We start from the raw sequence: 18965 nt of genomic DNA, 5'->3' as shown, positions 1-18965 counted from the left end.
TTCACCAGATTTTACGTGGCGATGAGTTTAGGTTTTCCGTAACGCAAGGTTAACTCCGCTCCAGTATCCGCTGCGACACGTCGCCGCTAGCGTCAGCGAAATGGCCGCTCCCACCAAGTACGACAACTCGGCGCTCGCTCATGAAGAAGAGGGCTACGACAAAGGTCTCAAACCTCGCCAGCTGCAAATGATCGCGATCGGTGGCGCCATCGGCACCGGCCTCTTCATGGGTGCAGGTGGACGACTGGCGAGCGCAGGCCCCGGCTTGTTCATCGTCTACGCCATCTGCGGCGTCTTCGTCTTCTTCATCCTCCGCGCCCTCGGCGAGCTGGTGCTGCACCGGCCGTCCTCGGGCTCGTTCGTGTCCTATGCACGCGAATTCCTCGGCGAGAAAGCGGCTTACGTCGCCGGCTGGATGTACTTCTTCAACTGGGCGTGCACATCCATTGTCGACGTCACCGCCATCGCGCTGTACATGCACTATTGGGGGGCGTTCGAAGTAATACCCCAATGGACGATCGCGCTCATCGCCTTGTTGATCGTGTTGAGCATCAACATGATCTCGGTGAAGTGGTTCGGCGAGATGGAATTCTGGGCCGCTCTGATCAAGGTCGTCGCATTGGTGACATTCCTGGTGGTCGGCATCGTGTTCCTGGCCGGCCGCTTCAAGATCGAGGGCGCGACCACCGGCCCGTCGGTGATCGCCGACAACGGCGGCATTCTGCCGAACGGTCTGCTGGCACTCGTCGTCATCATCTCGGGAGTGATCTTCGCCTATGCGGCAGTCGAATTGGTGGGTACCGCCGCCGGCGAGACGGCCGAACCCGCCAAGGTGATGCCCAAGGCGATCAACTCGGTGATCTTCCGGATCGCGGTGTTCTATGTCGGCTCGCTGATCCTGCTCGCGCTACTGCTGCCGTTCACGAAGTACAAATCCGGCACCAGTCCGTTCGTGACGTTCTTCTCCAGCATCGGAGTGGAGGGAGCGGGCAGCATCATGAACTTCGTGGTGCTCACCGCCGCCCTGTCTAGCCTCAATGCGGGTCTCTACTCGACCGGTCGCATCCTGCGGTCGATGTCGATGAACGGCAGCGCGCCCAAGTTCACGGCCAAGATGTCCAAACGTGGCGTCCCATGGGCCGGTATCGCCCTGACGGCATGCTTCACGGTGGTCGGGGTGTTCCTCAACCTGGTGGTGCCGGCCGAGGCGTTCAACATCGCCCTCGACCTGTCCGCCCTGGGCATCATCGCCTCCTGGGCCACCATCGTCATCTGTCAGATCCAGCTATACCGCTGGTCACAGAAGGGCATCCTGGAACGTCCCGCGTTCCGGCTGTTCGGCACCCCCTACACGAGCTACGCCACACTGATCTTCCTGGCCGCCGTGACGCTGCTGATGTGCATCGAGAACTACTGGAACGCCATCGCGATCGTCGTCATCATCCCGGTCCTGATCGCCGGTTGGTACGGCGTGCGGGGCCGCGTGCTGCAGATGGCGCAGGAGCGCGTCGGGATCACCGGCAACTACCCGGTGTACGCCGAGACGCCGTTGATGGACGAACTGCTCGGTAAGGATGCCGCGGCAGCCGCGAAGAAGAAGGCGGCGGCCGAAAAGGAAAGCTCCGCGCCCGACGAGTAGCACCAAAACGCAGACCGCCCGGTCGACATCTCGTCGGCCAGGCGGTCTGCGCTGCAGAGATACCTAAGTCGAGGACGACCGGACGCGCTGGGCTCGCTGCTCTTCCGATTCACCGGAACGCTGCAGCAGGCGGACGAAATCAGCGACGGCCAGGGTCTCACCCCGACGAGCCGGATCGATGCTGGCAGCCAACAGTCGGCTGGCGGACTCGTTACCCGAGCCGGCCCACTCCAGGAACGCGTTGCGCGATGTCTTGCGGCGCTGGGCAAAGGCGATGTCGATCAGGTTGAACACCTGATCACGGAACTCTTCGTCGGTGGACCAGGGCGTGGTCTCGTACCGATCGATGCGCACCAGACCTGAGTACACCCGCGGGATCGGCCAGAAGACGGTCGGCGAGACCATGCCGAAGCGCCGGACGCGGCCGTAGAAGCGCACCTTGACGCTGGGCACGCCGTAATCCTTGCCACCCGGTTCAGCGGCGAGACGCTCGGCGACCTCGGCCTGCACCATGACCATCACGGTCTTGATCGACGGGAACTCGGCCATCAGGTGCAACAGCGCCGGCACCGCGATGTTGTAGGGCAAGTTCGCGACCAGGGCGGTCGGCTCCACATCCAGGTCTGCCCGACGGAGCGTCAAGATGTCGGTGTTGAGCACCGTCAGCCGGTGGATCTCGCTGTGTGAATGCTCGGCGATGGTCTGCGGCAGTCGCTGCGCGAGTACCGGATCGACCTCGACGGCGGCCACTGTGGCGCCGCGGTCCAGCAGACCGAGCGTCAGCGAGCCGAGACCCGGCCCCACCTCGATGACCGTATCGTGCCGGTTGATCCCGGACGACGAGACGATCCGCCGGACGGTATTAGCGTCATGGACAAAGTTTTGTCCCAGCGACTTACGTGGCCGGAAGTCAAGCTCCTTGGCCAGATTTCTGATCTCGGTCCGCCCGAGAAGACGAATCGTCAGGATGCACCCGTCCTACCACTGCACACCGGCCAAGCACCCCAACCTTGCCTAGCCCGTGTGACGTCCGCTATGGCTATCTGTTCTTCGCGGGTTGCCAGGTCCGCACGAGGAGCATAGCGCAGTCCGCCCTGACGCTCCCAGGTGTTCTGATCAAATTGGACACCACCGTAAAAACCGTTACCCGTATTGATGGCCCAATTGCCGCCCGATTCGCACCGCGCAAGGGCATCCCAGATGACTCCATTCGACACCGGCGGAACCTCGGTCCCGGGTTTTGCGCCCACTCGCAGCACCGCATCGCGGGCCGGGGTGATCACCACGTTGGCGACCGGTAGCCGACCCGTGACGGTCCCGTTGACACTCGCGACGGCAAACGTGACGTCCTGCACCCCGGGCGTTCCTGGGTCTTGGACTACCTGCCGGCTCATGTTCATCGTCGGATCTTGGATCTGCTGCGCCGGCGGCGCGAGCGGGAGTCGCTCGGTCACCTTCGCCAAGCGGATGCGCGTCACCTGGATTTGCATACCGGCGATCACCGGAGAAGATGCCGTCGGCACCACCTGGTCGCTCTGCTCGAGCGGGGCGCCGGCGGCGGCCAGGATGCCCGCCACGTCGGGCGCGGCAAGGTGCACGGTGCGCACCACACCGCCGTCGTTGATCTGGACGGTCTTCGCGCTCACCACGGGCAGCGCCATCCCGGCGAGCGGGAGGCGGGTGCCACGCGACGCGGCCGCGGGAGCGGTGTCGGTCATGGCCAGCTGTGACAGTGCTTCGTCGACCGTCGACGCCGTCGTCCACACCTGCTTGCTGTCCCGGCCGTCCAAGGAGATCTCCAGCGGCCTGCTGCGCCGCAGGGTGATCGTCTCGGCATCCTGAATCGGCTGGTCAGGGGCCGGAAACAGATCGTCACGATCGCCGACCGAGAAGCCGTTCTCACGGACCACATCGATCACGCGGGACTTCATCGTGGTGACCGTCATCGGTGCCCCGTCGATGCTCAGTGTGACCGTCTTGTGGGCCGCGACGGCGTAGCTACCCGCAAAGGTGAGCGCAATCAGCAACGCCGCGACCAGAATCCGCAACATCATCGATCGGGACTGATGAAGCTTCGTAAGTGCGTTCAAAGTTGAGGCGTTCCTGGGTTCACTCGCAAAGGCAGGCGCCACGTCGGGCGCCTGTTGATAACAAGACGGTAACGAACCCCGACACAATGCGGCAACTCTGCGCGCGCCACCGCCGTGCGTTGTGGGGCTTTCTGAGCCCGTCTGCGGCCACTCAGCTCGCTGACAGGTCCAGCCCGTACACCCGGCGGGCGTTTGCTGACGACTGCCGGGCGAGTTCGCCAGAGGGCCGATCGGTCAGATCGGCCAATGCCCGCACCGTGTACGGCAGGCAATACGGCTCATTCGGCGCCCCACGATACGGGTGGGGCGTCAAGAACGGCGCATCCGTCTCGACGAGGAGCTGGTCAGCCGGGATGAGCAAAGCAGCTTCTCGCAGTTCGGTGGCGTTCTTGAAGCTCACAGTGCCCGACAGCGACAGATACCACCCAGCGTCGATGCAGGTCCGTGCCATCTCCGGCCCCGACGAGAAGCAGTGAAAGATCACGGCGTCGGGAGCGCCTTCGGCCCGCAACACATCCAACACGTCGGCGTCGGCGTCCCGATTGTGAATCATCAACGGTTTTCCGGCCCGTTTGGCCAGATCGATATGCCAGGCGAACGCCTCCCGCTGGACGGCGGGTTCGGCGCAGCCGTCCAGCCGCCCCGGCCAGTACAGATCCATCCCCGTCTCACCGATCGCCACCACGCGTGGGTGGGCCGCCAACTGCTCCAACTCGACCCGCGCCGCGTCGTCGAGGGCATTGGCCCGCGTCGGGTGCAGCGCGACCGCCGCGTACACCCTGGGGTCCCATTCGGCCGCACCGGCGGCCCAGCGGGCGGCGTCCAGGTCGTCGGCGATCGTGACGACCGCCGCAACGCCCACCGCGCCGGCCCGGTCCAGGATCGCCCGCACATCGTCGGCGGTCTGCGCCCCGCAGGCGTCGAGATGGGTGTGCGCGTCGATCAGGGGGGTCAACGGCTCGGGAAGCGGGGGGGCGGCACGTCCGGCTGAGCGTTTCGAACTCACCGCCACACAATAAGGTGGAGTACCTGATGAGCCAGCCTTACTACGTCACGACCGCGATCGCCTACCCCAACGGGGTACCGCACGTCGGACACGCCTACGAGTACATCGCAACCGATGCGATCGCGCGGTTCAAACGCCTCGACGGATTCGACGTCCGCTTCCTTACCGGCACCGACGTGCACGGCCTCAAGATGGCCCAGACCGCCGCCGCGGAAGGCATTCCGACCGCCGAGCTGGCCCGGCGCAACTCCGATGTCTTCCAGGCGCTGCAGGAGAAGCTGAACGTCTCGTTCGACCGGTTCATCCGGACGTCGGACCCCGATCACTACGAGGCATCCAAGGCGATCTGGCAGCGGATGGCCGATGCGGGCGATATCTACCTCGACAGCTACTCGGGGTGGTATTCCGTGCGCGACGAGGGTTTCGTCACGGAATCAGAGACCTCGGTCAACGCCGACGGCGTCCGGGTCGCGACCGACACCGGAGCGGCCGTCACCTGGACCGAGGAGCAGACCTATTTCTTCAAGCTGTCGGCCTACACCGACCGGCTGCTGGCCCATTACGAGGCGCACCCCGAATTCATCGCACCCCAGGTCCGTCGCAACGAGGTGGTCAGCTTCGTCTCGGGCGGCCTGCGCGACCTGTCGATCTCGCGGACGACATTCGACTGGGGCGTGCCAGTGCCCGGCCACCCCGATCATGTGATGTACGTCTGGGTCGATGCGCTGACCAACTACCTGACCGGGGTCGGCTTCCCGAATACCGATTCCTCTGCCTTTCAACGGTATTGGCCGGCCGATCTGCACATGATCGGCAAGGACATCATCCGGTTCCACACCGTCTACTGGCCGGCGTTCCTGATGTCAGCCGGAATCGAGTTGCCCCGCAGAGTTTTTGCTCACGGCTGGCTACTCAACAGCGGCGCGAAGATGAGCAAGTCGGTGGGCAACGTAGTAGATCCAGTCGACCTCATCAATGCCTTCGGCCTGGACCAGGTGCGCTACTTCCTGCTCCGCGAGGTGCCGTTCGGGCAGGACGGCAGCTACAGCGAAGAGGGCATCATCAACCGGATCAACTCCGATCTGGCCAACGAGCTCGGCAACCTCGCGCAGCGATCGCTGTCGATGGTGAACAAGAATCTCGACGGAATAGCCCCCACCCCAGGCGAATTCAGCGCCGAGGACGAGACCATGCTGACTGAGGCCGATGCGCTACTGGCGAAGGTCCGCGGGTTCTTCGACGAGCAGGCCATGCATCAGGCGCTGGAAGCGATCTGGCTGATGCTCGGTGCGGCCAACCGATACTTCTCCGCGCAGGAACCGTGGGTGCTGCGCAAGTCCGACTCCGAGGTCGATCAGCAACGTTTCTCGACGGTGCTCTACACGACGCTGGAAGTGGTCAGGATCGCCGCTCTGTTGGTGCAACCCGTGATGCCGGCGGCGGCGGCCAAGCTGCTGGACCTGCTCGGCCAGCCGGAAGATCAACGGACCTTCACCGCGATCGGTACCCGACTGGTCGCCGGGACCCCCCTACCGAAGCCGGAAGGGGTTTTCCCGCGGTATGTCGCGCCGACCGACGACGAGTAACCCAACCGAAGACGAGTGAGCTGCGCCACAATGCGAGGTGGCGCTGTCACATCGGGGCCGCGGCCGGTGTCTTGAGGTCAACAACAAAGGAGTTGACATGACTAAGACCCCGACCATCCACCGGACCCGGATCGTCGTGCTCGGCGGTGGTTACGCCGGTGTGCTGGCCGCCAACCATCTGCGCCAGCGTGACGACGTCGACATCACGCTGGTGAACGCGCGCCCGTCATTCGTCGAACGAATTCGGTTGCACCAGTTGATCACCGGTTCCCACGACGCCGTCGTGGACTACCGGAGACTGCTCGGCGAGGGTATCCGGCTGGTGATCGACGGTGCGATACGCATCGACGCAACAACCCGTACCGTGGCATTGGCTTCCGGCAGCTCCCTGGATTACGACTATCTGATCTACGCGGTGGGCAGCACCGGCTCGGCGCCGAAAGCTGCCGGTGCCGCCGAATTCGCCTATCCCATCGCCGATCTCGAACACGCCGAGGTGCTCCGCGAAGCGGTGGCCGCGGCGGCGCCCGATGCCCCGATCGTGGTGGTCGGGGGTGGCCTGACCGGGATCGAGACCGCCAGTGAACTGGCCGAGATCGGCAGAGCCGTCACGGTGGTATGCGGCCCGATTCTGGGCCCATCCGTCGGCGAGGGCGCGCGGCGCTCGATCGCCAAGCGGCTGGCCAAGCTCGGCGTGCGCGTGCTCGTCGGGCCGACCGCGTCGGTGACCACCGTGACCCACGAATCCGTCGCACTCGCCGACGGTCGCACACTGCCGAGCGCAATCACCATGTGGACCACGGGCTTCGGTGTGCCGGAGCTGGCAGCGCGGAGCGGGTTGAGCACCGACGGACTCGGACGACTACTCACCGACGAAACCCTCACCAGCATCGACGATGACCGCATCGTTGCCGCCGGCGACGCCGCTTCGCCGTCGAACCAGCCGCTGCGGATGAGCTGCCAGGCTGCGCTACCCCTGGGCGCCCAGGCCGCCAACACCGTGCTGAGCCGCATCGCGGGCACCGAACCCGCGCCGCTGAACCAGGCCTTCACCGGCCAGTGCATCAGCGTGGGCCGGGGCGCGGGCACCATCCAGATCTGCCACAAAGACGACACCCCACGGGGGCTGTACCTCGGCGGCCGGACCGGTGCGCTGGTCAAGGAGGCCGTCTGCAAGGGCACCATCTCCTTGCTTACCCGCGAAGCCCGCAAACCGGGCGCCTACTGGTGGATGAAGGGCAGCGACCGTCCCGCACAGCGACAGTCAGCCCGCTCGTGAGTATCCCGACCGGCGATGTCCATGCCGAGCGGTTCACGCTGCTGCGTCCGCTGCTGTTCACCATCGCCTACGAAATCCTCGGCTCGGCAACCGAATCCGATGATGTCCTACAAGAGAGTTACCTGCGGTGGGCGCAGGTCGATCTCGACAAGGTACGCGATACCAAGTCGTATCTGGCGCAGCTCGTCACACGCCAGTCATTGAACTCCCTGCGGTCCGAATCCCGTAGGCGCGAGGACTACGTCGGTCCGTGGCTTCCGGAGCCGCTGCTGATCACCGAGGACGACGCTTCGGCCGATGCGGTGCTGGCCGAATCGGTGTCGATGGCGATGATGGTATTGCTCGAAACGCTGCGCCCCGACGAGCGCGCGGTGTTCGTGCTGCGCGAGGTGTTCGGCTTCAGCCATGACGAGATCGCTTCGGCGGTAGGGAGATCCACGGTCGCGGTGCGCCAGATGGCCCACCGCGCCCGCGAGTATGTGCAGTCCAGGCGGAAACGGTTCGATCCCGTCGACCACCAGACGTCGGTCGAGCTGACCACCTCGTTCTTTACCGCCGCCGCCACCGGCGACCTGGCCGCGCTGATGACGATGCTGGCGCCGGATGTGGTGTGGACCGCCGACAGCGACGGCAAGGCGAGCGCCGCCCGCAGACCGGTCGCCGGTGCCGAGAAGGTGGCCAGGCTGGTGATGGGCCTGATCCGGTTGGGCGGTCCCGATGGCCGCGTCGAGCCCGCGAACTACAACAGCGCACCCGCCCTCGTGCTGTATCTCGGTGACAACCTGGAGAGCGTGGTCACCGTCGAGGTGGTCGACGGCAGGATCACCAATTTCTACGCGATGCGCAATCCGGAGAAGCTGACGACGGTGACCGTTCCGCGGCAGATCGGCCGCGTCTGACAAGCTTGGACGATGCGGATCGACCGGCTCGGCGCTGTGGGCACCGCCCCGCGGCTGCTGCGAGCCGTCGCACGCGCGGCGCAGCTCCACCAGCTGGCGCCACCGGCGGCGCTGACCGGCGAGTGGTTCGGTGCACGGGCCGTCATCGCGCCCTCGGTCGACGCGGCACCGACCGCGCCTGACGACGTCTTCACCACCGGTCCCGGTATCGACGCCGAAGCCGGGGCGATCGGCGGCGGATGGGTGGGTTACCTCTCCTATCCCGATGCCGGTGCCGACGGGCGGCCCGGCCGTATTCCGGTCGCCGCCGGCGGGTGGACGGACTGCGTCCTGCGACAGGACAGCAGCGAAATCTGGTGGTATGAAAGTCTTTCCGGTGCACCCATGCCCCACTGGCTGGCCGACGCCGTCACCGACGACGCCCCCGCCGCGCCCTGGCGTATCGACTGGTCGGCGCCCAACCGCGACGTGCACCGCTCCGGCGTGGCAGCCTGTCTCGACGCGATCGTTGCCGGCGAGGTCTACCAAGCCTGCGTGTGCACGCAATTCACCGGGAGCATCCACGGGTCGCCACTGGATTTCTTCGCCGATGCCGTCGCGCGCACCGCACCCGCCAGGGGTGCCTATGTCGCCGGCGCGTGGGGTGCGGTGGCCTCGCTGTCACCCGAGGTTTTCCTCGTTCGCCGTGGCGACACGGTGGTGTCCAGCCCGATCAAGGGCACACTGCCGTTGCATGCCGACCCTGCGCAGCTCAGGGCGTCGGTCAAGGATGTCGCCGAGAACATCATGATCGTCGACCTGGTCCGCAACGACCTCGGCCGGGTCGCGGTGACGGGTTCGGTCGGCGTCCCCGAACTGTTGGCGGTACGCCCCGCCCCCGGTGTCTGGCATCTGGTGTCGACGGTGTCGTCCCAGGTGCCTGCCGAATTGACGATGCACGATCTGCTGTCTGCCACCTTCCCGCCCGCTTCCGTCACCGGCACCCCCAAGGGCCGGGCCCGCGAACTGCTGTCCCAGTGGGAGCCGCGCCGGCGCGGAGTCTATTGCGGCACAGTCGGTTTGGCGTCGCCCCTGGCCGGCACCGAACTCAACGTGGCTATCCGGACCGTCGAATTCGACAGCACGGGCGCGGCTCTGCTCGGAGTGGGCGGCGGGATCACCGCCGACTCCGACGTCGATGCCGAGTGGCAGGAATGCCTGGACAAGGCCGCCGCGACCATCGGGCTCGGCGCTTCGACAATCACTGCCGCGAGCGAAGCACCGCATCGTAGAGCTCGCGGCGCGACGGAGCACCGGGATGCGCCGCGATCACCTGCTGGCACGCCTCTTTGACCCCGAGACCCTCCTCGGTCAACGCCTGAACCTGCGCGGCCAGCACGTCGATATCCGTGACGGGTGTCGCGCCGGCCAGCACCACGGTGATCTCGCCGAGCACGCCGCCGGCCGACCAGTCGACGAGCTCGGCCAGCGAGCCGCGGATGACCTCCTCGTGGGTCTTCGTCAACTCCCGGCACACCGCTGCCCGACGGTCGGCGCCGAGCTGCTCGACCGCATCACGCAGACAGGCTTCCAGCCGGCGCGGCGATTCGAAGAACACACAGGTACGCCGTTCGGCCGCCAGCGAGGCCAGCCACGTCCGGCGGGCCGCCTCCTTGCGCGGGGCGAACCCCTCGAAACAGAACCGCTCCGAGGGCAGGCCGGAGATCGCGAGCGCGGTCGTCACCGCCGATGGGCCCGGCAGGCAGCTGACCGGCACCCCGGCGGCCACGCAGGCCGTCACCAGTCGGTAACCGGGATCGCTGATCAACGGCATCCCTGCGTCGGTCACCGCCAGCACCGTCGCACCCTGCTGCAGCTCCTCCAGGAGCGCGGGAACCCGGACCGCCTCGTTCTGGTCGAACAGGCTGACGATCCGGCCGGTGATGCTGACCCCCAGCGCGGAGGCCAGCGAGCGGACCCGGCGGGTGTCCTCGGCAGCGACGATATCTGCCGAGGCCAGCGCCTCGATCAGCCGCGCCGATGCGTCACCGGGCTGTCCCAGCGGCGTGGCGCCCAGCAACAGTCGGCCACCACTCATGAGGGCAAGCCTACGATCGCCGCTTACGATTCTTGTGATGACCGCTCCCAGCCCCGTGATGACGGAGCGTGCCGTACCTGTGATCAGTCCCGGCCCGCTCGTCCCCGTCACCGATTTCGGACCCGTCGATCGGCTGCAGGGCTGGGCGATGACGGCAGTGATCGCCGCACTGGCCACCGTGACCCGTTTCATCAACCTGCAGTCCCCCACCGACGCCGGGACGCCGATCTTCGACGAGAAGCACTACGCGCCGCAGGCCTGGCAGGTGTGGAACAACCACTTCGTCGAGGACAACCCCGGCTTCGGCCTGGTGGTGCATCCGCCGGTCGGCAAGCAGCTGATCGCCATCGGCGAGGGCATCTTCGGCTACAACGGGCTGGGCTGGCGGTTCACCGGCGCACTGCTCGGCGTGGTGCTGGTGGCGGTGGTGGCCCGGATTGTGCGGCGGATCAGCCGCTCGACGCTCGTCGGCGGTATCGCCGGAGTGTTGTTGTGCGCCGACGCCGTCACCTTCGTCACAGCCCGCACCGCGTTGCTCGACGGGTTTCTGACGTTCTTCATCGTGATGGCGTTCGGAGCGTTGATCGTCGACCGGGACCAGGTCCGGGAGCGAATGCACAACGCGCTCCTGGACGGCCGGATCGCCGAGACCCCCTGGGGACCGCGCCTTGGCGTGCGGTGGTGGCGGTTCGGCGCCGGAGTTCTGCTCGGATTGGCCTGTGCCACCAAATGGTCCGGCCTGTACTTCATCATCTTCTTCGGCGCGATGTCGCTGGCCTTCGATATCGCCGCCCGCCGGGCGTACCGGGTGCCGCGACCGTGGCTGGGCACCGTCCGCCGCGACGTCGGCCCCACGTTGTACGTGATGCTGCTGATCCCGTTCGGCGTGTATCTCGCCTCCTACGCCCCCTGGTTCGCCTCGGAGACGGCCGTGGACCGGTACGAGGTGGGACAAACCATCGGCGAGCGGCAGTGGTACCAACCCCCCGACGCCATCCGGTCGCTGTGGCACTTCACCAGTAAGGCCTTCGACTTTCACTCCGGCCTGACCAACGCCGCCGGTAACCACCATCCGTGGGAATCCAAGCCGTGGACGTGGCCGATGTCGCTGCGGCCGGTGCTGTACGCGATCGACCAGGACAACGTGCCGGGCTGCGGCGCGCAGTCGTGCGTCAAGGCCGTGATGCTGGTGGGCACCCCCGCGATGTGGTGGCTCGCGGTGCCGGTGCTGTTCTATATGGCATGGCGGGCGTTCGTTCGCCGAGACTGGCGCTATGCCGTCGTGTTGGTGGGGTACCTCGCCGGGTGGCTGCCGTGGTTCGCCGACATCGACCGGCAGATGTACTTCTTCTATGCCTCGACCATGGGGCCGTTTCTCGTGATGGCCATCGCATTGATCTGCGGGGACATCCTGTACAAACCCGGGCAGAACGCCGAGCGCCGAACGCTGGGAATGCTCGTCGTCTGCTGTTATCTCGCCTTGGTGATCACCAACTTCGCCTGGCTGTTCCCGGTGCTCACCGGACTGCCCATCTCGCACGCCACCTGGAATATGGAGATCTGGCTGCCCAGCTGGCGGTGAGCCGGAACCAGTAGTCCCTCTGCGGCCCTATGGCCGAGTTGATCAGCAGGGTCGTGGAAGTCGGCGGCTTTCCCCAGATCCGCAAGAATCCACAGCCGTGGTGATGAACTCGTCCCTAGCGCCGCGAAGTGTCTGTAAGTCAGGCCAGCGTGATCGGCGTGTGGCCCATCATCGGCTCTGAAGCACTTCACACAGGCGCGCTGACGCGTGGCCAGCTGCGCTGGCGCTACACCGCCCTCTATCCCGACGTCTACGTTCCTGTCGGAAGCCGCATCGACTTGCTCACGAGGGCTCAAGGCGCCTGGCTGTGGTCGGGCCGTTCCGGGATCATCGCCGGCGCGACTGCTGCCAACCTGCACGGGGTGTCGGTAAAAGACGGGGCAGCAGCCGTCGAGTTGATCGCCAAGCGTCGTCGGACGCCGCCCGGCGTGACAGTCCGGCAGGAGCGGATCGGCGACGACGAGCTGTCCCGCTTCGGCGAAATGATGCTGACTTCACCCGCACGAACGGCACTCGATCTCGCTCGACGGTTGCCGCGGGACGAAGCAGTGATCACCCTGGATCGATTGGCGCTGGCCACCGAGGTGGACCCCGGCGAGACCGCTGCACTGGTCGACCGCTACAGCGGTGCGCGGGGAATCGAGCAAGCGCGCACGGCAATCGGTCTGATGGACTTCAGTGGGGGTTCGCCGCTGTACACCCGGCTGCGTTTGATGCTGATCGACGCCGGGCTGCCACGTCCGGAGACCGCCATCCTCTTGGGCGACGACGTTTGGTCTGGCGTTGTGATCGCGATCGGCTGGCCGCAATGGAGGGTCGGTGTCGGTTTCGCCGACAAACGCCCCGAACGAAGCGCTGTCCGACAACGGATTCTGCGTGAGGATGCGGTACATCGCCACGGTTGGATCGAAGTCCACGTGGACGACAACTTCTTGGCCCAGGACAGCGCGCGCAGAGTGCGAGCGGCGATGCGACTACAGCGGATCGCGAGCCACCGGGCATGACATACAACGTGGCCCGCCGCGGCCGGTGCCCAATTCGGACGCCGAGATGGCCAACACCTCGATACCCGAATCCCGAAGGCGGGCATTGGTTTCCGTGTTGCGCTCGTAGGCGACAACCACACCGGGAGCCAGCGCGAGAGTGTTGTTACCGTCGTCCCACTGCTCGCGTTCGGCGGTGACGGGATCGAGGCCGGTGTCGATGACGCGCAATTTGTCGATGCCCATCGCATCGGCCGCAGCAGCGACGAACGGCGCGGCGCGGTCGATCGTGACGCCGCCGCTGTCGGTGTGGTGAATCGTGAACGCCGACAACGAGTCCACGATATTCGGATACATCACCACCGCGTCGACGTCCACCATGGTGCAGACGGTGTCGAGGTGCATCTGCGCGCGTTCCTGAGCGATCGGCACGGCCAGCACGGTATGGGCCAGCCCGTCATCGAAGAGGCTGCGAGCCAAGGCTTCGGCGCCGGCCGGGGTGGTCCGCTCACCGACCCCTACGGCCACCACGCCCGGGGCCAGCAACAGCACGTCACCGCCCTCGACTGGCGCCGAACGGGACTCGTACGCGCGCCGGACCCCGAGGAACCGCGGGTGATGGGCGTAGATCAGGTCGGTCAGCGACGTCTCGCGGATCCGCGCGGGCAGCGCCAGCGACGTGATGGCCACCCGCGGGCCGATCCAGAACGACGAGTCGCGGGTGAACAGCAGGTTCGGTAGAGGCTCGATGACGAAGTCGGCCCCGTGGTGCATCCGCCGGACCAGCGAGAGGTCCCCGCCGACCGGCAACTCGTTGAACGTCATGCCTGCCATCAGGATGCGCGCCAGCGGGACGGCCGCCAGAGTCCGCAGATAAGCCGAAAGCTCCTGCGCCAGAGGCAAACCCAGCCGACGCGCATCGACAGCGGCGGAGATGCCGTGCATCCTGGCCGCTCCGCTGGCCAGGGCCTCGGTCAGCAGATCGGCCAGCAGCAGCACCTCGACACCCCGGGACCGCAGCAGCGCGGCGAACGCGTCGTGCTCCTCCTGGGCCCGCGCCACCCAGGGCAAGCCGTCGAACAACAGCTTGTCGTTGTTGCCCGGGGTCAGCCGCTGCAACTCAGCGCCGGGGCGATGCAGAATCACCACCCGCAACGTCCCTACCTCGGAATTCGAGCCAAGCGCTATCCCAGTCACACTGAGCACCGTATCGCGGACAGCCACCTCAACTACCGTTTAGGTGTTATGCACGAACTCGAATTGACCCCCGGCGACCTGGCGCAGCGCGCCGGCGTCGCCGTGTCGGCACTGCACTTCTATGAACGCGAAGGGCTGATCTCCAGCCGTCGTACGGCGGGCAACCAGCGCCGGTACACCCGCGAGACGCTGCGCCGCGTGGCCTTCATCCGGATGTCGCAGCGCCTCGGCATCCCCCTGGCCCGGGTGCGCGACGCACTGGCCACCCTGCCGGCCGACCGCACGCCGACGAGCAAGGACTGGGCGCGCCTGTCGGCAGGCTGGCGCCAGGACCTCGACGACCGGATCATGCACCTGCAGCACCTGCGGGACAACCTCTCAGAGTGCATCGGCTGCGGCTGCCTCAGCCTGAAAAGCTGCGCGCTGACCAACCCCGGCGATGTGCTCGCCGAGAAGGGCCCCGGCGCCGCACGCCTGTAGGACTTCAGGAAAATCGAACGCGTGTGCGATAAACTCGCGGACGTGTCACTGGCGGTCCAGGGTTCGCTGTTCGACCACGCCGAACGTCGACAGCTGACGGACGGCGCGTGGATCGACGTGCGCGCCGGCTGGCTCGACGGGGCCGAGACGCTGTTCGACGAATTGCTCAGCGTCATCCCCTGGCGGGCGGAGCGGCGTCAGATGTACGACCGGGTGCTCGACGTCCCGCGCCTGGTCAGCTTCCACGACCTTCTCACCCACCCGGCCCCGCACCTCGCGCTCAAACAGCTGCGGCGCCGGCTGAACGATATCTACGCCGGCGAACTCGGCGAACCGTTCACGACTGCCGGGCTCTGCCTCTACCGCGACGGGAACGACAGTGTGGCCTGGCACGGCGACAACATCGGGCGCAGCAGCACCGAGGACACCATGGTGGCCATCGTCGGGCTGGGTTCCACCCGAACGTTCGCGCTACGACCACGCGGCGGCGGGCCGTCGCTGCGGATCAAGCACGGCCACGGGGATCTGCTGGTGATGGGCGGGTCCTGCCAACGCACCTGGGAGCATTCGATCCCGAAAACCAGCAGGCCGACCGGGCCACGCATCAGCATCCAGTTTCGACCGCGTGATGTGCGGTGATGATCAACTCTTGATGGCGGCCACCGCCGCGGTCAGCAGGGCCTCCGCACGTTTGGTATCCACCGGCACGACGGGCTTGTCGCCGTCCACCAGTGGGTTGGCGGTGACGATCACCTGGTAATCGCCGAAGTGCGCGAGGTAGCTGTAAATCTCCCCGAGCTGCGGTTTGCCGTTGATCGTGGTCTGCAGGATGCGGTGCACACCCTGGGTCTGCACGTCCGGGATCTGCGGCGCCGGGACTACTTCCACCGCGCCGCGCAGGGCACCTCCGGTGAAGCCGACCTTCTGGCAGCCTGCCCCCGGGTCGACGACGGGCACCGGCTCGGAGGTTTCCATCGCGATGGTGATGAAGCGGTTACCGGCACCTTCGGCACCGACGGCCGCCATGTTGCCCTTGAGGTCCGCGGGCATGGCCTGGCCGGCGGCGAACTTCGCACAGTCGGCCGGGTCGAATCTGAGCCCGTCGGGCAGCTTCTGGCCGGCCAGCAGCTTCGGGTCGATCCCCGTAGTCGGCACGTCGGTCACCTTGAAATCCTGACCAAACGACGATTTCACGTCGGCCACCTTGGCGATGTCCGCCTTCGGTCCCGACGGTTGATTGGCAGAGCAGGCGGCCAACAGGCCGGCGCAGGTTAGCGCGTACAGCGCCCTGGTGTTGAACATCGGGGGCTAATCTACCTGCGCAACGCCGAGACCGTCTTCACCAACAGGCCGGCGCCGAACTCCGGCGGCAAGGGCGGGTTGGGCGATCCCGGGTCCGTCACCAATGTCACGAATACGAAGTGGTCATCGGCATAGGCGGTGAACGTTTGCGCCTGCGAATCCGTTTCGTTGCCCGATTCGACCACCGTGCTGATCGCGGTGGTCATGCCGACGGTCGCGGCGTCGGCGATGGGCGGGGCGTCGACCAGATGGACCGAGGCCGTCGACCGGCCGTACGCCATCGTGAACTGACTGCAATCGACAGCGAGGGCGGGGTCGAGGGCAAGCGTTCCCGGGAGCGCCGCCACGACGGCGACATAGACGATGCCGCCGGGACCCGACCCGGAAAGCCCACGCTCCGTCTGGATTTCCGCAGGCGCGGCAACGGGATCCACCAATCCCGCGCAGTGGGGTGGGTCGGCGGTCCAACCGGCCCGGAACCCCCACAAACCCGACAGCGCTGCCGGCCCGGAGATATCGGTCACCTCGTAACCGGGCGGCAGGTCGCCGCGCACCCGCTTGATCCGCTCGGGGTCCACGGGTCCGGCGGGCCCCACGGCGGCCGTACCAACCGGCGTCGATGCCGGCGGGGACGCGGGACGTTGGGGCTGGCCACACCCAGCCGCCAGCACGACCACCATCAGGCTGAGCGCCAGTCGCCCCACGGCCCGTTGATATCACAGACCGGCCCGTAAACGGGGAGGCCTTCCCGGACCACGTGCTGATCTTCGTTGCTGTAATCGCCATCACAGTCGTCACAGCGAAACTGTGACGCAGCCTACAACGCGGCCGCCCGAACCTGAGACCTTCAGAAGAAAACGCACAGAAGAATTTGTGATCAGCCGGAAGAAAACTCATTACCTGCCGCGTTACACCAAACGAGCCATGTAAACCGCAGGTAAACACGCGGGTCCCAGGTCCTGCGGCGCCGCAGGACGGGCGATGGGAGAGAGAAGGTCGGAGGGACCAAGATGAAGAAGTTGATATTTGCTAGCGCAGTGGCGGGCAGCCTGCTCGGATTGGCCGCCGGAACCGCGGCGCAGGCGGTGGCCGCCCCGGCGGGCGCCGGGTCGGCACTACAGAGCAGTGGTTACCAGTCGGTCTTGAACAAGAACCGCGGCGCGCAGCTGGAGTTGTGCACCGTCGATTCGACCAAGCCGAACCGCACCACGGATATCCGCCTCAACAACGTTGTGCTGCAGCCGGCATATCTGACGGCACACTGCTGAGTAGCAACACAGTTCGGTAAAGGGGCGCCCGGATCGGGCGCCCCTTCCCTATGTTTGAGAGCTGTGTGCACCCGAATCCTCTGGAATACCAACGATCTCGCCACGCTCTCCGGCCGGAGCATGGACTGGCCCGAATCCACCGACCCGCTGATCGTCGCCTCGCCCAGCGGCCGCTCCCGCAACGGCGGAGACCTGGCCGGCACGAACGTCGTCGGCGACAACCCGCTGCGCTGGATCAGCCGCTACGCCACGCTGGTCACCAGCGTCTACGGCCTCGGCGGAATCGACGGCTTCAACGAGAAGGGGCTGGCCGCCCACGGCCTATATCTGCAGTCGACGGACTTCGGGCCGCGCGACACCTCCAAGCCCGGATTGCACGGCGGATTATGGGTGCAATACCTGCTGGACCAGGCAGCCACCGTCGCTGAGGCAGTGGCCCTGATGGCCGATGTCGACGTGGTGATGGTGTCCGCCCGTGGCCATCAAGCGACCCTGCACGTCGCCCTGGAAGACAGCAGTGGCGATTCGGCGATCATCGAGTTCGTCGACGGTAAACAGGTCGTCCACCACGGCCGCGAGTTCACCCTGATGACGAACGACCCAACCTACGACGAACAACTCGAACTGCTTTCCAAGCAGGACTTTTCGCAACCCGACCGGAACATGCCCCTACCGGGCAACGTCAATCCCGTCGACCGTTTCCAACGCGCGGCCTACTATTCCGCGCTGTTGCCCACGCCGGAGAACGAACGCCAGGCGGTGGCCGCCGTGATGGCGGTGATGCGCAACGTGTCGGTGCCGTTCGGCGCGCCGTACGGCGAATTCGGCGTCTATAACACCGAATACCGCACGGTGTCGGATCTGACCAACCGCGTCTACTACTTCGAGCTGACCACCAGCCCGAACACCATCTGGGTGGAGTTCGACGGGTTGAATCTTGCACCAGGCGGCGATCCGGTGGCCGTCGATCCCTACGACTGGACGATGATCGGCGACGTCACCACCCGATTCTCGGCCGCCCACGTGACGTTCTGACGCAGAGCTACCTGTTGAGGCGCCAGATGTCGGCGGACATCAACGTCGCGAAACTGCACCAGAGCGGATACGGCGCCAACGCCAGCCCCGCCTTCGGGTTCACTTGCGCGGTCCGCCGGGCCAAATCAGCGCTACTGACGGCCAGCCCGGCGGCTGCCAGGGCCGACGCGCCGAGTTTGTGCTTCTTGAAAAACAGCCAGCTCCAGCCGGCGTTTAGGACTAGGTTCGTGCCCAGCGCCGCGACATAGGCACGGGTCTTCGAATCGTCGCCCTCGGCCTGCAGCCGGTCGATCGTGGCGGCAGAGGTGACAGCGATATCGGCGTAGAGGCTGGTCCATGCCACTGGGAAAACAGCGTTCGGCGGAACGTAGCTGGGCTTTTTCACTGTCGGGTACCAGGTTTCGACACCCGCTTTACTCGCCACACTTCCGATCACCGCAGCACTCGCGGTGGCTAGAGCAGTTCCGATCAAGGTAGGCACGCGCATACATTCACGCTACCCGCGGAGGTGGCCGCCTAATCGCGGCACGCTACTTATTGGT

At 66.1% G+C, this 18965-nt stretch carries 19 protein-coding genes; 11 read left to right on the top strand and 8 right to left on the bottom strand.

Annotation, left to right across the window (positions count from 1 at the left end):
* Window positions 1-100: 100 nt before the first annotated feature.
* Entirely contained in the window at window positions 101-1639 is a 1539-nt protein-coding gene (locus H7J73_RS17615; protein ID WP_264068809.1) for an amino acid permease, read from the top strand.
* A gap of 63 nt (window positions 1640-1702) precedes the next feature.
* On the opposite strand, the gene rsmA is transcribed toward H7J73_RS17615, so the two are convergent.
* The 3 genes from rsmA to H7J73_RS17600 form a co-directional block, all read right to left on the bottom strand.
* Window positions 1703-2605 (bottom strand): 16S rRNA (adenine(1518)-N(6)/adenine(1519)-N(6))-dimethyltransferase RsmA, encoded by a 903-nt coding sequence (gene rsmA, locus H7J73_RS17610; RefSeq protein ID WP_264068888.1) that lies wholly within the window; start codon window positions 2603-2605, stop codon window positions 1703-1705.
* Window positions 2602-3729 (bottom strand): resuscitation-promoting factor, encoded by a 1128-nt coding sequence (locus H7J73_RS17605; RefSeq protein WP_264068808.1) that lies wholly within the window; start codon window positions 3727-3729, stop codon window positions 2602-2604. The genes rsmA and H7J73_RS17605 overlap by 4 nt, the downstream gene beginning before the upstream one ends.
* A gap of 151 nt (window positions 3730-3880) precedes the next feature.
* Window positions 3881-4735: a TatD family hydrolase gene (locus tag H7J73_RS17600; RefSeq protein WP_264068807.1), complete on the bottom strand. Its 855-nt coding sequence runs from the start codon at window positions 4733-4735 to the stop codon at window positions 3881-3883.
* A gap of 26 nt (window positions 4736-4761) precedes the next feature.
* On the opposite strand from H7J73_RS17600, the gene metG reads away from it, so the two are divergent.
* The 4 genes from metG to H7J73_RS17580 all read left to right on the top strand — a co-directional run bounded on the left by metG (window position 4762) and on the right by H7J73_RS17580 (window position 9831).
* On the top strand, window positions 4762-6321 hold the full coding sequence (metG, locus tag H7J73_RS17595) for a methionine--tRNA ligase (RefSeq protein ID WP_264068806.1): 1560 nt from the start codon (window positions 4762-4764) through the stop codon (window positions 6319-6321).
* Window positions 6322-6418: 97 nt separating this feature from the next.
* A complete protein-coding gene (locus H7J73_RS17590) occupies window positions 6419-7600 on the top strand; it encodes an NAD(P)/FAD-dependent oxidoreductase (protein ID WP_264068805.1) in 1182 nt (393 codons plus the stop codon).
* Complete coding sequence (locus tag H7J73_RS17585; protein WP_264068804.1) at window positions 7597-8499, top strand: RNA polymerase sigma-70 factor; 903 nt, start codon at window positions 7597-7599, stop codon at window positions 8497-8499. The genes H7J73_RS17590 and H7J73_RS17585 overlap by 4 nt, the downstream gene beginning before the upstream one ends.
* Before the next feature lie 12 nt (window positions 8500-8511).
* The gene (locus tag H7J73_RS17580; protein ID WP_264068803.1) at window positions 8512-9831 is read left to right on the top strand and encodes an aminodeoxychorismate synthase component I; all 1320 of its coding nucleotides are present in this window, start codon (window positions 8512-8514) and stop codon (window positions 9829-9831) included.
* Here H7J73_RS17580 and rsmI read toward each other — a convergent pair.
* Complete coding sequence (gene rsmI, locus H7J73_RS17575; protein ID WP_264068802.1) at window positions 9740-10576, bottom strand: 16S rRNA (cytidine(1402)-2'-O)-methyltransferase; 837 nt, start codon at window positions 10574-10576, stop codon at window positions 9740-9742. The two genes, H7J73_RS17580 and rsmI, sit on opposite strands and share 92 nt — an antisense overlap.
* A 58-nt stretch (window positions 10577-10634) precedes the next feature.
* Between rsmI and H7J73_RS17570 the strand changes: the two genes are divergently transcribed.
* Window positions 10635-12158, top strand: a complete 1524-nt coding sequence (locus H7J73_RS17570) for a dolichyl-phosphate-mannose--protein mannosyltransferase (RefSeq protein WP_264068887.1) — start codon at window positions 10635-10637, stop codon at window positions 12156-12158.
* 158 nt (window positions 12159-12316) lie between these two features.
* The gene (locus tag H7J73_RS17565; RefSeq protein ID WP_264068801.1) at window positions 12317-13162 is read left to right on the top strand and encodes a type IV toxin-antitoxin system AbiEi family antitoxin; all 846 of its coding nucleotides are present in this window, start codon (window positions 12317-12319) and stop codon (window positions 13160-13162) included.
* On the opposite strand, the gene arcA is transcribed toward H7J73_RS17565, so the two are convergent.
* The gene (arcA, locus tag H7J73_RS17560; RefSeq protein ID WP_264068800.1) at window positions 13133-14338 is read right to left on the bottom strand and encodes an arginine deiminase; all 1206 of its coding nucleotides are present in this window, start codon (window positions 14336-14338) and stop codon (window positions 13133-13135) included. The two genes, H7J73_RS17565 and arcA, sit on opposite strands and share 30 nt — an antisense overlap.
* Window positions 14339-14386: 48 nt before the next feature.
* On the opposite strand from arcA, the gene soxR reads away from it, so the two are divergent.
* Together soxR and H7J73_RS17550 are read left to right on the top strand one after the other, a co-directional pair.
* The gene (gene soxR / locus H7J73_RS17555) at window positions 14387-14818 is read left to right on the top strand and encodes a redox-sensitive transcriptional activator SoxR (protein WP_264068799.1); all 432 of its coding nucleotides are present in this window, start codon (window positions 14387-14389) and stop codon (window positions 14816-14818) included.
* A gap of 42 nt (window positions 14819-14860) precedes the next feature.
* Window positions 14861-15457 carry an alpha-ketoglutarate-dependent dioxygenase AlkB gene (locus tag H7J73_RS17550; protein ID WP_264068798.1) on the top strand — a complete coding sequence of 199 codons (597 nt, stop codon included), beginning with the start codon at window positions 14861-14863 and terminating at the stop codon, window positions 15455-15457.
* A gap of 3 nt (window positions 15458-15460) precedes the next feature.
* On the opposite strand, the gene H7J73_RS17545 is transcribed toward H7J73_RS17550, so the two are convergent.
* The gene (locus tag H7J73_RS17545; protein ID WP_264068797.1) at window positions 15461-16120 is read right to left on the bottom strand and encodes a DUF5642 family protein; all 660 of its coding nucleotides are present in this window, start codon (window positions 16118-16120) and stop codon (window positions 15461-15463) included.
* An 11-nt stretch (window positions 16121-16131) separates the two neighbouring features.
* The gene (locus H7J73_RS17540; RefSeq protein WP_264068796.1) at window positions 16132-16824 is read right to left on the bottom strand and encodes a DUF5642 family protein; all 693 of its coding nucleotides are present in this window, start codon (window positions 16822-16824) and stop codon (window positions 16132-16134) included.
* 306 nt (window positions 16825-17130) lie between these two features.
* Between H7J73_RS17540 and H7J73_RS17535 the strand changes: the two genes are divergently transcribed.
* Window positions 17131-17388 carry a hypothetical protein gene (locus tag H7J73_RS17535; protein WP_264068795.1) on the top strand — a complete coding sequence of 86 codons (258 nt, stop codon included), beginning with the start codon at window positions 17131-17133 and terminating at the stop codon, window positions 17386-17388.
* Between the two features lie 63 nt (window positions 17389-17451).
* Window positions 17452-18423 (top strand): bile salt hydrolase, encoded by a 972-nt coding sequence (locus H7J73_RS17530; protein ID WP_264068794.1) that lies wholly within the window; start codon window positions 17452-17454, stop codon window positions 18421-18423.
* Window positions 18424-18430: 7 nt separating this feature from the next.
* Here H7J73_RS17530 and H7J73_RS17525 read toward each other — a convergent pair whose 3' ends face one another.
* Complete coding sequence (locus tag H7J73_RS17525) at window positions 18431-18910, bottom strand: TspO/MBR family protein (RefSeq protein ID WP_264068793.1); 480 nt, start codon at window positions 18908-18910, stop codon at window positions 18431-18433.
* Between the last annotated feature and the right edge of the window lie 55 nt (window positions 18911-18965).

It is taken from the genome of Mycolicibacterium komossense, assembly GCF_025822605.1.
GTDB lineage: Bacteria > Actinomycetota > Actinomycetes > Mycobacteriales > Mycobacteriaceae > Mycobacterium > Mycobacterium komossense.
The sequence above is the reverse complement of the archived record's forward strand: the minus strand, read 5'-3'. Positions and strand labels throughout refer to the sequence as shown.

What these genes read in the sequence shown, in the direction of transcription:
- H7J73_RS17615 (WP_264068809.1), top strand. Translation starts at nt 101, where the DNA reads ATGGCCGCTCCCACCAAGTACGACAACTCGGCGCTCGCTCATGAAGAA.
- metG (WP_264068806.1), top strand. Translation starts at nt 4,762, where the DNA reads ATGAGCCAGCCTTACTACGTCACGACCGCGATCGCCTACCCCAACGGG.
- H7J73_RS17590 (WP_264068805.1), top strand. Translation starts at nt 6,419, where the DNA reads ATGACTAAGACCCCGACCATCCACCGGACCCGGATCGTCGTGCTCGGC.
- H7J73_RS17580 (WP_264068803.1), top strand. Translation starts at nt 8,512, where the DNA reads ATGCGGATCGACCGGCTCGGCGCTGTGGGCACCGCCCCGCGGCTGCTG.
- rsmI (WP_264068802.1), bottom strand. Translation starts at nt 10,576, where the DNA reads ATGAGTGGTGGCCGACTGTTGCTGGGCGCCACGCCGCTGGGACAGCCC.
- H7J73_RS17570 (WP_264068887.1), top strand. Translation starts at nt 10,635, where the DNA reads ATGACGGAGCGTGCCGTACCTGTGATCAGTCCCGGCCCGCTCGTCCCC.
- soxR (WP_264068799.1), top strand. Translation starts at nt 14,387, where the DNA reads ATGCACGAACTCGAATTGACCCCCGGCGACCTGGCGCAGCGCGCCGGC.
- H7J73_RS17545 (WP_264068797.1), bottom strand. Translation starts at nt 16,120, where the DNA reads ATGTTCAACACCAGGGCGCTGTACGCGCTAACCTGCGCCGGCCTGTTG.
- H7J73_RS17535 (WP_264068795.1), top strand. Translation starts at nt 17,131, where the DNA reads ATGAAGAAGTTGATATTTGCTAGCGCAGTGGCGGGCAGCCTGCTCGGA.
- H7J73_RS17525 (WP_264068793.1), bottom strand. Translation starts at nt 18,910, where the DNA reads ATGCGCGTGCCTACCTTGATCGGAACTGCTCTAGCCACCGCGAGTGCT.